The organism is Glutamicibacter sp. B1 (genome assembly GCF_039602135.1).
In the GTDB taxonomy this organism is placed as follows: Bacteria; Actinomycetota; Actinomycetes; order Actinomycetales; family Micrococcaceae; genus Glutamicibacter; species Glutamicibacter ectropisis.
Genome location: NZ_CP125942.1, coordinates 983232 through 996804 on the forward strand (window position 1 = coordinate 983232; position 13573 = coordinate 996804).

The 13573-nt window shown below is 54.7% G+C and carries 14 protein-coding genes; 12 read left to right on the plus strand and 2 right to left on the minus strand.

Annotated features, from left to right (window positions below; all coding sequences use genetic code 11):
- The first annotated feature begins 41 nt into the window (after positions 1-41).
- From QMQ05_RS04560 to QMQ05_RS04575, 4 genes are all read left to right on the plus strand, one after another.
- Complete coding sequence (locus QMQ05_RS04560; protein WP_345473388.1) at positions 42-1559, plus strand: ABC transporter permease; 1518 nt, start codon at positions 42-44, stop codon at positions 1557-1559.
- A 17-nt stretch (positions 1560-1576) separates the two neighbouring features.
- Positions 1577-2635 carry an ABC transporter permease gene (locus QMQ05_RS04565; RefSeq protein ID WP_345473390.1) on the plus strand — a complete coding sequence of 353 codons (1059 nt, stop codon included), beginning with the start codon at positions 1577-1579 and terminating at the stop codon, positions 2633-2635.
- Entirely contained in the window at positions 2632-4323 is a 1692-nt protein-coding gene (locus QMQ05_RS04570; RefSeq protein WP_345473392.1) for an ABC transporter ATP-binding protein, read from the plus strand. The genes QMQ05_RS04565 and QMQ05_RS04570 overlap by 4 nt, the downstream gene beginning before the upstream one ends.
- 101 nt (positions 4324-4424) lie before the next feature.
- The gene (locus QMQ05_RS04575) at positions 4425-4619 is read left to right on the plus strand and encodes a hypothetical protein (protein ID WP_058255260.1); all 195 of its coding nucleotides are present in this window, start codon (positions 4425-4427) and stop codon (positions 4617-4619) included.
- A 69-nt stretch (positions 4620-4688) separates the two neighbouring features.
- Here QMQ05_RS04575 and QMQ05_RS04580 read toward each other — a convergent pair whose 3' ends face one another.
- Both QMQ05_RS04580 and QMQ05_RS04585 read right to left on the minus strand, forming a co-directional pair.
- Positions 4689-5150: a GNAT family N-acetyltransferase gene (locus QMQ05_RS04580; protein WP_058255259.1), complete on the minus strand. Its 462-nt coding sequence runs from the start codon at positions 5148-5150 to the stop codon at positions 4689-4691.
- 69 nt (positions 5151-5219) lie between these two features.
- Positions 5220-5837, minus strand: a complete 618-nt coding sequence (locus QMQ05_RS04585; RefSeq protein ID WP_231733526.1) for a TetR/AcrR family transcriptional regulator — start codon at positions 5835-5837, stop codon at positions 5220-5222.
- A gap of 242 nt (positions 5838-6079) precedes the next feature.
- Between QMQ05_RS04585 and QMQ05_RS04590 the strand changes: the two genes are divergently transcribed.
- From QMQ05_RS04590 to QMQ05_RS04625, 8 genes are all read left to right on the plus strand, one after another.
- Positions 6080-7234, plus strand: coding sequence for an acyl-CoA dehydrogenase family protein (locus tag QMQ05_RS04590; protein WP_345473396.1), 1155 nt, complete (start codon positions 6080-6082; stop codon positions 7232-7234).
- Positions 7235-7317: 83 nt separating this feature from the next.
- On the plus strand, positions 7318-8532 hold the full coding sequence (gene dxr / locus QMQ05_RS04595; protein ID WP_345473397.1) for a 1-deoxy-D-xylulose-5-phosphate reductoisomerase: 1215 nt from the start codon (positions 7318-7320) through the stop codon (positions 8530-8532).
- On the plus strand, positions 8529-9878 hold the full coding sequence (locus tag QMQ05_RS04600; protein ID WP_345473399.1) for a M50 family metallopeptidase: 1350 nt from the start codon (positions 8529-8531) through the stop codon (positions 9876-9878). The genes dxr and QMQ05_RS04600 overlap by 4 nt, the downstream gene beginning before the upstream one ends.
- A 23-nt stretch (positions 9879-9901) precedes the next feature.
- Positions 9902-10201 (plus strand): YciI family protein, encoded by a 300-nt coding sequence (locus QMQ05_RS04605; protein ID WP_334121682.1) that lies wholly within the window; start codon positions 9902-9904, stop codon positions 10199-10201.
- Positions 10202-10310: 109 nt separating this feature from the next.
- The gene (gene arfB, locus QMQ05_RS04610; RefSeq protein ID WP_334121683.1) at positions 10311-10733 is read left to right on the plus strand and encodes an alternative ribosome rescue aminoacyl-tRNA hydrolase ArfB; all 423 of its coding nucleotides are present in this window, start codon (positions 10311-10313) and stop codon (positions 10731-10733) included.
- Between the two features lie 118 nt (positions 10734-10851).
- Complete coding sequence (locus tag QMQ05_RS04615; protein ID WP_345473401.1) at positions 10852-11406, plus strand: NAD(P)H-dependent oxidoreductase; 555 nt, start codon at positions 10852-10854, stop codon at positions 11404-11406.
- Positions 11407-11548: 142 nt separating this feature from the next.
- The gene (gene ispG / locus QMQ05_RS04620; RefSeq protein WP_058255251.1) at positions 11549-12715 is read left to right on the plus strand and encodes a flavodoxin-dependent (E)-4-hydroxy-3-methylbut-2-enyl-diphosphate synthase; all 1167 of its coding nucleotides are present in this window, start codon (positions 11549-11551) and stop codon (positions 12713-12715) included.
- Between the two features lie 37 nt (positions 12716-12752).
- Positions 12753-13565, plus strand: a complete 813-nt coding sequence (locus QMQ05_RS04625) for a GNAT family N-acetyltransferase (RefSeq protein ID WP_345473404.1) — start codon at positions 12753-12755, stop codon at positions 13563-13565.
- Positions 13566-13573 lie beyond the last annotated feature (8 nt).

The window sequence follows — 13573 nt, forward strand, 5'->3', positions numbered from 1 at the left end:
CGTGCACACCGTGAGGTGAGAAGAAAGAGGACATTAAAACCGTGTTGAAGTTCATTCTCAAGAGATTAGGATCGGCCGTCGGCGTGCTATTTGCCGCTTCGCTGCTGCTCTATATCTTGGTTATCAACTCTGGCGATCCGCTAGGAGACCTTCGCGAAAGTAACGCTGAAAATCGCGAATACCTGATGCAGCAACGCATCGACTACATGAACCTAGAGCAGCCTTGGTACCTGAGATACCTAACCTGGCTTGGTGGAGTGGGTAAATGCTTCGTAGGATCCTGTGATCTAGGCCAGAACATCAATGGAGTTGAGGTCAGTGGGCTACTCGCTAACGCCGCGTCCTCGACATTGCGCCTAGTACTCCTGGCCACCGTGATCGCCGCTGTACTGGGTATCGCCATCGGGGTGCTGACCGCAGTACGCCAGTACTCCGGCCTAGACTACCTCGTCACCTTCCTGACCTTCCTGTTCTTCTCCCTCCCTGTGTTCTGGGCAGCAGTGCTGCTCAAGGAATACATGGCCATCGGGTACAACGATTGGCTTGAAAATCCGCAAATATCTATCGGCACCAGCATCCTGATCGGTGTCATCGTCGGTTTCCTTTTGCAGATGTTGCTTGGCGGTTCACTCAAGCGCCGCGGTCTTACCTTCCTGATCACCGCGATCTTTGTCCCGCTGTTACTGCAGTACAGCCTCTGGCTAAACTTCTACCGTTACCCGCAAATGGGTCCGGCAATCATTGTCGTGCTGACCCTGTTGTTGGCCTTGTCGGCCACGGCCATGAGCGTTGGTCTTAAAGAGAAGAAAGTACTGTACCCGGCACTGATCACCGTGGTGCTGGTACTCGTGATGTACTACGCAACCTTCTGGCTATTGAAGGATGCCAATGCCTGGATCCTGGTCATCGGGGCAATCCTCTCCGTGGCCATCCCGGGACTCATCGGCAAGTACATGGGTGGACGCCTATCCAAGCTTGCGTCCGGCGTTGCCGCGCTCGTCGGCTTCATCGGCGCAGGACTGACCGTGCTGGATCATATCTTCCGTGCCTGGCCTGGCTTCCTGGATCTCAAGGGCCGTCCGATCGGTACCATCGGATCCTCCACCGCAAACCTCGGTGGCGGTTTCTGGGACAACTTCTTGGATAACGCAACCCAGCTGTTATTGCCAACGATCGTTTTGGCCATCATTTCTTTGGCAAGCTACTCGCGCTACACGCGTTCCTCCATGCTCGAAGTGCAGCAGCAAGACTACATTCGCACTGCACGCTCCAAGGGTTTGAGCGAGCGTACGGTGATCTTCCGTCACGCTTTCCGCAACGCGTTGATCCCCATCGCCACCATTGCGGCCTTTGACTTTGCCGGTCTGATTGGCGGCGCCGTGGTCACCGAAACGGTCTTCGGCTGGAAAGGCATGGGCGATATGTTCAGCACCGGTCTGCACGCAGTAGACCCAGCCCCGGTGATGGCCTTCTTCTTGGTCACCGGTACCGCGGCAATTCTTTTCAATCTGCTGGCAGATATCGTCTACGCGCTGCTTGATCCACGGATCCGGGTCTAGGGAATTTAGGACATTCGATGAGTAACATAAATGGAAAGACTCCACAGGACCTGACGTCCATCGCTGAAGTTGAAGACGCGAAACTTGCCGCTTCCACAGAACAGTCGAAGAGCCAGTCGCGTATCGTTTTTGAACGTTTTCTCAAGCACAAGCCGGCCATGATTTCCTCGGTCTTGCTGGTGCTGATCACGGTCATCGCCTTTACCTCCGTCGGTTTCGGCCCGCTGCCCGGCTGGTGGAAGCAGAGTTATCTGGATGCAGGCACCGTGATTGATGGTGGCAAGCCAACGCTCTCACTGCTACCCACCTGGCTTGGCGGATCTGGCTTTGCCATCGGCGAGCATCCCTTCGGTCAGGACTCGGTTGGTAAGGACTACTTCGCACTGGTGATGAATGGTGCACAGAAGTCCATCGTGATCGGTGTGGTCGTCGGTTTGGTTGCGACCTTCCTTGGCGCAGTGATCGGTGCAGTTGCAGGATACTTCCGTGGCTGGGTCGATGAAGTTCTGATGCGCATCACCGACCTATTCATTGTCATCCCACTGTTGGTCCTGGCAGCAGTACTTGGACAGATCGCCGGGCGCAGTTCCAGCTCGATCTTTGCCCTGGCCCTAGTTCTTGGCCTGGTCACCTGGACAGGCCTGGCCCGTCTGGTGCGTGGCGAGATTCTGAGCTTGCGCGAACGCGAGTACGTATCGGCAGCCCAGGCCATGGGGTCACGCACGTCCCGCGTGATCTTCAAACACCTGCTGCCCAACACGGTCGGCGTGATCGTCGTGAACGCAACCTTCGCGATCGCCGGTGCAATCCTGCTTGAATCCTCGCTATCCTTCCTGGGCTTCGGCGTGCAGGCCCCAGAATCTTCGCTGGGCCTGTTGATTAGTCAGTACCAGAATGCCTTCCTGACCCGACCATGGTTGTTCTGGTGGCCGGGCATGATCATCGTGGTCTTCGCACTGTCTATTAACTTCCTCGGCGATGGTCTGCGCGATGCCTTCGACCCACGCCAGAGTGGCAAGCGTCGCCGCCCTCGCGCCGGACTCTTTGCCATGCCAACCCGTAAGGAGAAGCCATGAGCCATCTCGCACCAGAAAATACCTCCGGTGAATACGCGCTGAGCTTCAATGACCTGAAGGTCACCTTCGAAACCTCCGGCCCGCTGGTTCACGCAGTCAAAGGATTATCCCTTGCGGTACGCCCCGGTGAGGTGGTCGCACTGGTGGGCGAATCGGGATCTGGTAAGTCCGTGACCTCCACCGCGGCCATGGGCTTGCTTCCGGAGAACGCGAACATCTCGGGTGAAGCAAAGATTGGCAACGTCAACGTTGTGGGCCTTGAACAGGGCAAGATGCGCAAGATGCGTGCCACCGACATCGCCATGGTTTTCCAGGAACCGATGACCGCGTTGAACCCGGTGCTCACCATCGAACGCCAGTTGACCGAGGCCTTGGAACTACACGGTATCGCTTATGGCAAGGCCGCGACAGACCGTGCCATTGAGCTGCTCACGATGGTGGGCATTCCGGAGCCTGACAAACGTATCAAGCAATACCCTCACCAGTTCTCCGGAGGACAGCGTCAACGCATCGTCATTGCCATGGCGATTTCCTGTGACCCGAAGGTGATCATCGCTGATGAACCAACCACGGCATTGGATGTCACCGTGCAGGCTGAGATCTTGGATCTGCTGCGTGAGCTCAAAGACCGCTTGAACACTGGTATTTTGCTAATCACCCACAATATGGGTGTAGTGGCGGATATGGCTGATCAAGTTGCTGTGATGTTCCAAGGCAATTTGGTTGAAACCGGCTCGGTGGACCAGGTGTTGCTTCACCCGCAGCACGCATACACCCAACGCTTGCTGGCCGCTGTTCCACGTTTGTCTGCTCCGGCGTTGATCACTGAAAATGCGCCACATAGCGAACGGACTGCCCCTGCCGGCCGCGAGCTGGTACTCGAAGCCAAAGACTTGGTGTTGGAATACAACATGCGAGGCAAGGTCTTCCGTGCGGTGGAGGGCGTCAGCTTCGATGTGGCCAAGGGTGAAGTATTAGGCATCGTGGGGGAGTCCGGTTCTGGCAAGTCCACTATCGCGAAGGCAGTTATTGGGCTCTTGCCAGTGGCCGAGGGAAGCTTGTCGGTCAAGGGACACAACCTTCCTAAGCTCTCGCCCAAGGAAGCCCGCGCGGTACGCAAACAAATCGGCGTGATCTTCCAGGATCCGGCAGCTTCGCTCAACCCGCGATTCCCGATTGGTGAATGCATTACCGAGCCCATGGTGGTACACAAAGTGGGTTCCAAGGCCTCGAGAATTAAGCGGGCCGAGGAATTGTTGGATGCAGTCAAGCTACCGCGCAACGTCATCAACCGCTACCCGCATGAGCTCTCCGGCGGACAGCGCCAGCGCGTGTGTATCGCCCGTGCCCTGACGTTGAATCCGGAGCTGCTGATCGCCGATGAGCCGACCAGTGCGTTGGATGTTTCGGTCCAGGCGGTCGTGCTTGAAATGATTCAGGACCTGCAGCGTGACTTCAATTTCGCCTGCTTGTTTGTTAGCCATGACTTGGCCGTGGTGGACATGCTGGCAGACGCAGTGGTCGTTATGCGCTCAGGTAAGGCTGTGGAACAAGGAATGGTTCAGACCGTCCTGCACGCACCAACCCATGACTACACCAAGCGATTGCTGGCAGCTGCCCCAGTCCCGGATCCATATGAACAGGCGACTAGGCGCGAGGCGTGGCGATTGCTGAATAAGAACAAATAGTTACGTGTATAGAGACAAGGAGCCGGAATTATTTCTGGCTCCTTGTCTGTTTCCCCAGTAGATTCGTTTTTGGACCTTCTATAGGCAGTTCGGGAGACTCTATGGGCTTTGCATCGATATTTATCATCGCAGCAATTATCGTGCTGTGCGCTTTCCCGCTGGTCATTGGTGCCTTCAGGGGGCTGGATCGAAAAGCCGATGAGTTAGAGAACCTAGATCCCCAGACTTCAAAAGCACTGCGAAAAGCGCGTAAAGATATTGACCGGGGCAAGGGGTATTACGGCCCCCGTCAGTAAAGGCAGAAAGACCACGAGCGCCGGCCCGGGGCCAGCACTTGTGGTCTTTGACTGTTTGTAGCGTGGAACCTAGTCCAGCTGCATGACGTTTTCGGTGACAACCTGTGCCCGAGCATTCGAGAAAATCTGCTCGGTACCTACAGTCTTGAAACCACGGCGTTCCAAAACCTTGATAGAACCGAGGTTGTCTTGAACGACGTGTGCGGTCAGTGGACGCTTAGTGTATTCGGCCAAGAAGGCATCCACGGCGCTGGTAGTGATTCCCTTGCCCCAATACTTGGTGGAGGTCCAGAAATTAATCTCTGGGGTCTCACCGTCGAATACCAGAATGGAACCAACCACGTCGCCCTCGTGTTCGATGGTGCGAACCAGAACATTTGGATCATTCAGGATCGAGTTCCAGTGGTGGTCGAATACCGCGCGATCGGCTGGGTTACGCGCCTGATAAGCGGCCATGAGGTTCGCCTCGGGTTCTTGCTGGTGAGCAAAGAATGCGTCCAAGTCGGAAGGGCGGACTTCACGTAGCTGCACGATAAAGGCCTTTCAATCGGGTGGGTCAGCATGCCGTTTTCGGAACGCTGCGGAACATTGGCTTGAGAACTACACTACCGGGGAAGTTAGAGCTGCGAGAGCCATATTCGACAATAGTGGTTTTAAGCCTGATTTTTTCGTTCTAGGCGAGTGCGCAGAATGGGCGGTGGAGTTAAGCAAACCGAAGACTGCGTGGGCCCGGAAACGATGTGACTGCTTGCTACCTGAAGGGTGCAATTTTTCTAATTCATGGGTCCATAAGCCGATATATGAGTTCTGAAGCTTTCGCACCAACGCTAGTTCAGCCTTAGGCAAAGACTTGAGATCCCGGTCCTGCACCTGCAGGATGTCAGGGCGCGAGAGCGAAAAATCAGTATGAAAGTCAACTAATCGCGAGAGGACTTCCAGCGGCGAGCCGCCTTCTTGGCAAGCCTCTTGACCGCCGGCGTAAATATCCTTGGACATGTCGACCAGCAAAGCGATGAGTACAGCTTGTTTTCCCGCAAAGTGTCGGTAGACAGCGGGCCCAGAAATGCCGCAGGCAGCCCCGAGATCTTCCAAAGACACACCGGCATAGCCGTGCTGGGCGAAGAGCCTGGTGGCTTCCCGTAATAGTGCCTCACGCCGTTCCGCTTTGGCGCGTTCGCGGTCAGTTGGTTCGTTGAGGGTCTGATACCTGCTCGCCATCACCATCATCTCCTTACAACGGCCAGTCTGAACTCTGGACAAGTGTGACCGGTGCCACTACTGTCAAAAATAAAGCTGTTTACCCATCAGTAGGCGGTAATCAGTTAATAATAATTAACCATACGCGTCGTGACCGTTGCTTCCAAGACGCTCACACGCCGATCGCAGAAAAAGACCTATATCGACATACTGCCGATCCAGTATCTCGATATCGGTTCATCCCTCAACGAAGAGAGAAACTGATGATTAACCTCGATCTCGACGAACAGTACCAAGACCTGGTCAACATGGTCCGAGAATTCGCCCAAGAAGTTGTAGCACCGCAGAGCGCGGCCAATGACGCCAACCATTCTTTTCCATATGACATCGTCAAGCAAATGGGCCAGATGGGACTGTTTGGTCTGCCAATTTCGGAGGAATACGGCGGTTCAGGGGGCGACTACTTCCACCTAGCCTTGGCGCTGGAGGAATTGGGCAAGGTTGATCAATCGGTGGCCATCACCCTCGAAGCTGGCGTGTCGCTCGGTGCCATGCCCATTTACCGTTTCGGCAACGAAGCCCAAAAGCAACGGTGGCTGGAACCGTTGGCAACTGGTGAACGTTTGGCCGGATTTGGGTTAACCGAGCCAGGAGCCGGTTCCGATGCTTCAGCAGCGTTGACCAAGGCGAAGCTTGAAAACGGGAATTGGATAATAGACGGCGCGAAAGAATTCATCACCAACTCAGGAACGGACATCACTTCACATGTCACTGCCACCGCGGTGACGGGCACGGACGAGGCAACGGGGAAGAAAGAAATTTCGGCCATTATTGTGCCTACCGGTACTCCTGGGTTTACCGCCGAGAAAGCCTACGACAAGGTGGGTTGGCGAGCCAGCGACACTCACCCGCTGAGCTTTAACGCGGTTCAGGTGCCGGAAGAAAACCTCTTGGGGGAGCGCGGGCGCGGTTATGCTTACTTCCTTGAAATCCTTGATGAAGGGCGCATCGCCATTGCTGCGTTGGCCACGGGTGCCGCGCAAGGCTGCCTTGACGAGGCGGTTAAGTACGCCAAGACTCGTACAACCTTTGGCACTGCCATCGGCAAGAATCAGGGTGTCTCATTTATGATCGCTCGCATGGCCTCACGCGCGCACACAGCACGCTTGGCCTACTACGCAGCTGCGGCAAAAATGCTGGCTGGTAAAGACTTCAAAATTGAAGCCGCCCACGCGAAGCTGATTGCCAGTGAGGCAGCCATGGACAATGCCCGAGACGCGACGCAAATCTTTGGTGGCTACGGATTCATGAATGAATCGCTGGTGGCCCGCCACTACCGCGACTCGAAGATCCTGGAAATCGGTGAAGGAACTACCCAGGTGCAACAGATGTTGATTGCGCGCAGCCTTGGGCTGTAGTCATTGATTTGGTGGTGCGCCACGGCTTGCACAGGGCGTGGCGCACTTTGGGTGCTCACAGTTAGAAGAACCATAATGGATGGGTGAGCTCCCAAAAAACTTTTACGCCAACTGGTCACCCACGCCGGGTATCCCTGATTGGTTCTACCGGATCCATCGGTACCCAAGGCTTGGACGTCATTTCAAAGGCATCGGACAAATTCTCGGTGGCTGCTCTTTCAGGCGGCTACAACGTGGAATTGCTTGCTCAGCAGGCTGTTGAATACCGCCCAGCTTTGGTTGGATTCGCCGGAGACTCTGTCGACGAACTCGCTTCAGCGATCAAAGATGCTGCGAGCCAGGCTTCGGTTAGTGGATACGAACCTGAACTCGTCGCTGGGGAGCACGCGGCAACTGCGGTTGCTGCCTTTGGCGAAGCGGACGTTGTGCTTAACGGCATTACCGGCGCCATCGGGCTTGCTCCTACCATTGCAGCTCTAGAAGCTGGGCACCTGTTGGCCCTGGCGAATAAAGAATCCCTGATTATCGGTGGACAGGTAGTCAAGCAGATTGCCGCACCAGGACAGATTTCCCCGGTTGATTCTGAACATTCTGCTTTGGCACAGGCTTTGCGTTCAGGCGCGCCAGAAGAAGTTTCCAAGTTGCTGGTGACTGCTTCGGGAGGCCCATTCTTTGGATACACCTATGACCAGTTGCGCGAAGTGACACCAGCACAGGCGTTGGCGCACCCCACGTGGGATATGGGGCGCATGGTGACGACGAACTCGGCAACCATGGTCAACAAGGCTTTGGAAGTCATCGAAGCTCATCTGCTTTTTGATGTGCCATTGGAAAGAATCGAACCTGTGGTGCACCGCCAATCGATCATTCACTCCATGGTCGAGTTCATTGATGGTTCGGTAATCGCTCAGGCCTCGCCGCCGGATATGCGATTGCCCATTGCCTTGGGAATCAACTGGCCGCATCGTGTTGCAGGTGCCGCCAACGCCTGTGATTTCTCAAAGTCAGCCAGCTGGACCTTTGAACCATTGGATGAAGAAGTGTTCTTCGCAGTGAAGTTAGCGAAGCAAGCAGCAGCTTCTTCCGGGACACACATGGCTGTCTACAACGCCTCAAATGAAGTCGCTGTGGATGCTTTCCACGAAGGAAAAATTCGATTCACTGACATCGTCGAGACCATCGAACACGTACTCGATGACTACACGCCAGTGAACGCCGAACTTAGTGTAGAAACCGTTCTGGAAACGGACCGTTGGGCCAGAGCGCACGCTGCGAAGATTCTGGGAGCCAAAGCATGAGCGTCATCCTTTTCATTGCCGGCATCCTCTTTATGGTTGTTGCTGTTGGTCTATCTATTGCACTGCACGAAATAGGTCACCTCGTACCAGCGAAGCTTTTTAAGCTGCGCGTGCCGCAATACATGATCGGCTTCGGCAAAACCCTTGTTTCGTTTAAACGAGGAGAAACTCAGTACGGAATCAAGGCGCTTCCTCTGGGCGGCTACATCTCGATGGTTGGCATGTATCCGCCACGACCAGAAACTGAAGACGACAAGCCAGCAAAGAAACCTAGCCTGTTCCAAAAAGTGTTTGGGCAGATGGTTGATGATGCTCGGTCTCAAGCAAACGAAAATGTTTTGCCGAGCGACGAAGGTCGCTTGTTCTACCAGCTGCCGGTCTACAAACGCGTGATCATCATGCTCGGTGGCCCGTTCATGAACTTGGTGATCGGTTTTGTTGTCATTGCTATTGTTCTGACCAGTTTTGGGCAAGCAACGCCGACAACAACGATCTCCGAGGTGTATCAGTGCATCGCCAGCGCAGAGAACGCTAATCAAACAGAGTGCACCGACAAAGACGTTCCCGCTCCAGCCTATGAAGCGGGGCTCCGTCCCGGTGACACCATTACTGCAGTTAATGGCGCCGCCGTGGAACAGGGTGAGTGGAACAAACTTACCGATGTTATTCGGGTGAATCCAGGGCAATCGATCACCCTCGATTACCAGCGGGACGGCCAAAACCACACGACCACATTGACCCCGTATCTCACCGATCGGCCGGCCACCGACGACAACGGTTATGTGCTTACCGATGACCAAGGCAACTACATCATGACCAAGGTTGGCTTTGTGGGGATGAGCTCCTTGCAAGAGGATCTGACCCAGCCACTGAGCGCAGTGCCGGGAGTGATCGGAAACCAGCTGCTCACGATTGGAAACGTTATCTTGCATCTGCCGCAGCGCATGGTGGACGTTGCCCAGGCAGCGTTTGGTGACGGTCAGCGTGATCCAAACGGTCCAGTGTCTATTGTCGGGGTCGGGCGAATTGCTGGTGAAATCAGCGCCGAAGACTCAATTTCAGTCAGCGATAAGTTTGCAACCTTGCTGTCTTTGGTTGGTGGACTGAACCTCGCGTTATTCGCCTTCAACCTGATCCCGCTATTGCCACTAGACGGTGGGCATGTGGTCGGCGCGCTTTATGACGGCATCAAGCGAATGTTCGCCCGAATCTTTAACCTGAAAAACATCAAGCCGGTGGACACCGTCAAATTGTTGCCACTGACCTATGTTGTTGTGGTGGCCATGTTGGTAATGGGTGGTCTCTTAATATACGCAGACATTTTTAAGCCAATACAGTTGTTCTGAGCCAAGAGAAATATGCTGTAGCTATGACTGTTTTTGCTGTTGAATACGTTTACGCTGATGACTCTGTAGAACTGCGTAATGAACACCGTCCGGCGCACCGCGAGTACCTCATCGGTTTTGTAAACGAGGGCCCAGTGCGAGTTTTGGCATCAGGACCGACCCCTGCCACCGACGGCGCGTTACTAATCCTGGCCGCTGAGTCCGAGGCAGCACTGAACGAAGTACTGGCCAATGACCCATTCAAAAAGGCTGGTGCGATTGCCCAGACCACCATCTCCGAATGGAACCCAGTCATCGGACTGCTGCAGGAATTCGCAGCCTAGAGCAACAGCGAGATAAGCTCCCGCATTTCTTTCATAGAATGCGGGAGCTTAGTAATTTAACAGTTCGGTGGATGCACACCCTGAAACCATAGGAGTTGGAGGCGAAATTATGGATTTGCATGTCAATGAGAGCCTGATCATCCCTTCAGCTGAGCTCACTTGGAACTTCAGTCGATCCGCTGGTCCCGGTGGTCAACATGTGAATACCTCGGACTCGAAGGCTGAACTCTCGTGGCCAGTTAGCGCATCCCGCTCACTATCTGCTTGGCAACGACAACGGTTGTTAGAGAAGTTAGGTTCCCGCCTCATCTCAGGTGCACTGGTGGTGAGATCATCGGAAGAGCGATCCCAGTGGAGGAATCGCCAACTCGCCATGGAGAAGATGGTGCGGCTGATCAATCAGGCGTTGGCTCCCGATGCGCCGCGGCGAAAAGCCACCAAGCCGACAAAGGGATCACAGCGAAGACGGCTCAACGCCAAATCCAACAGGTCCATGACCAAAGAGCTTCGAAGAAAACCTACCCGAGATTAAATGTACTCAGGTTAAGTGATTCAAGTCATAAATCTTCCGGGAATTGGCGATGATCGTCGATAGTTGAAAGTAGATGAAGCGTCAGCTTGTTTTTATTTTCTAATTTAGGAGTTTGCCCATGGCTACCAAGGTCCTCACCCTCGTTGGATCGCTGCGTAATGGTTCAACAAACCAGCAGCTGGCAGAAGCTAGTTCGCACAATGCACCCGAAGGTGTGGAGGTAGCTGTTTTCAGCGGCCTGGAAAACATTCCTTTCTACAACGAAGACACTGACGTTGAGGGCGGTGTTCCAGGGGCTGCTCAGGCACTTCGCGACGCAGCTGCAGATGCCGACGCTCTGATGCTGGTGACCCCTGAATACAACGGCACCATGCCAGCGGTTCTGAAGAATGCCATTGACTGGCTGTCCCGCCCATTTGGCGCAGGCGTTGTCTCGGGCATGCCAACCGTGGTCGTTGGCACCGCGTTTGGACAGTACGGTGGCGTTTGGGCTCAGGATGAAGCCCGTAAGGCACTGAACATCGCTGGCGCTAACGTTCTGGAAAACGTCAAGCTCGCAATCCCTAACTCCGTTGTTCGCTTCGCTGAATTGCACCCAAAGGATGACGCTGAGGTTGTTGAGCAGGTTACCTCGGTGCTCAACAGCATCAAGGAAATTGCTGAAGCTAACTAAGCTGTTATCAGCCCAACAGCTTTGAAATTGCGAGAAAGGCCACGGCGACCCCGTGGCCTTTCTCGCATGAGTACCCGCTCACCGCGATACGGTGACATACTTGGACTAAGAGATTTACCCACAATTTACTCGGAGGCGTCCATTGACTTCGGTCAGCCTAGGTATGCCGGCAGGTCCACCGCCGGTACTCACACCACGTCGTAAGACCCGCCAATTCCAAGTTGGGTCTGTCGGGGTCGGTTCTGATTCGCCGATTTCGGTCCAGTCGATGACCACCACCAAAACTCACGACATCAACGCGACGCTACAGCAAATTGCTGAGTTGACCGCTGCTGGTTGTGACATCGTGCGCGTCGCCTGCCCTACCGACAAGGACGCGGATGCACTGAAGATCATTGCGATGAAATCGCAGATCCCAGTGATTGCAGATATTCATTTCCAGCCGAAGTATGTCTTTGCTGCCATCGAAGCCGGTTGTGGCGCGGTTCGTGTGAACCCGGGCAACATCCGTCAGTTTGATGACCAGGTCAAGGAAATTGCCCAGGCCGCCAAGGACCACGGAACCTCCATTCGCATCGGTGTGAATGCCGGATCCTTGGACCGCCGTTTGCTGAAGAAGTACGGTAAGGCAACGCCAGAGGCTTTGGTTGAATCGGCTGTCTGGGAAGCATCGTTGTTCGAAGAACACGGCTTCCACGACTTCAAGATTTCCGTCAAGCACAATGACCCAGTAGTCATGGTTCGTGCCTACGAACTGCTGGCAGAACGTGGCGACTGGCCATTGCACCTGGGTGTCACCGAAGCCGGTCCAGCTTTCCAGGGAACCATCAAGTCTGCCACCGCCTTTGGTGCCCTACTTTCGCAGGGTATTGGCGACACCATTCGTGTCTCGCTTTCGGCACCTCCAGTTGAAGAGGTCAAGGTCGGCAACCAGATTCTTGAATCGCTGAACTTGCGTCCGCGTAAGCTGGACATTGTTTCTTGCCCTTCGTGTGGTCGCGCACAGGTGGATGTTTACACCTTGGCAGAACAGGTCACCGAGGGTCTTGAAGGAATGAAGGCTCCACTGCGTGTGGCTGTCATGGGCTGTGTTGTTAATGGCCCAGGCGAGGCCCGCGACGCTGATCTCGGCGTGGCCTCGGGTAACGGCAAGGGACAGATCTTCGTCAAGGGCGAAGTGATCAAGACGGTGCCAGAAGATCAGATTGTTGAAACGCTGATCGAAGAAGCTAACCGTTTGGCTGAGGAAATGGGACTGACCGATGACGAGAATCCTGCCTCGGGTTCTCCCGTGGTCTCCGTCAGCTAAAGATAGCCGACGAAGCGACAAAGGGGTGCCACGGACTTTGAGTCGTCGCGATACGACGGCTCTGATCGAGTTGCTCGACCGTGACCCTGTCGCCAATATTTTCACCCGTTCTCAGGTGAATCTGCACCGATCGGCCGCGCCAGATGGGTTTGCCCATATTGCGGGGATCGACGGTGAAGCTGGCCTCGAATCGGCATGCTGGGTGGGCGCGAATGTGGCGCCTACCCTCATGTCCGAGGAAGAAGCGAAGAATTTTGCGCAGCATGCCCTAGAATCTCGGCAACGATTTGCCTCGGTTTTTGGGCCAGCGCAGTCGGTCCTAGCCATGCATGAAGTGCTGCGCGAGGGACCACAAGCGATTTTTGACGTGCGTGGGAATCAGCCACTGCTAACGATTTCACACCAGCCAACGGGCATTGCGCGCAACAGACTTCGTCCGGCGCGAATTCACGAATTCGACTTGGTACTTCCAGCTAGTGCGGCCATGTTTGAAGAAGAGCTTGGATACTCTCCTTTGGAAAATGGCGGAAGTTTTTACCGTAGTCGAGTTCGTCAATTGATCCGTGACGCACACACTGTGATCGACTGCGATGAAAATGGCGAGGTCATCTTCAAAGCTGATCTGGGTACTGTGACTGAAGAAGTTGTTCAGATTCAGGGTGTATGGGTCAACCCAAAGTACCGGGGCCTCGGACTGGCCTCCGGATACATGAGCAGCACGGTTGATTATGCCCTGCAATTCGCTCCGGTTGTCAGCTTGTACGTAAACGATTTTAACGTCGCCGCGGTGAAGACCTATGAGCGCATTGGTTTTGAACAGGTCGGAACTTTCGCGACGATCCTGTTCTAAAGATCATG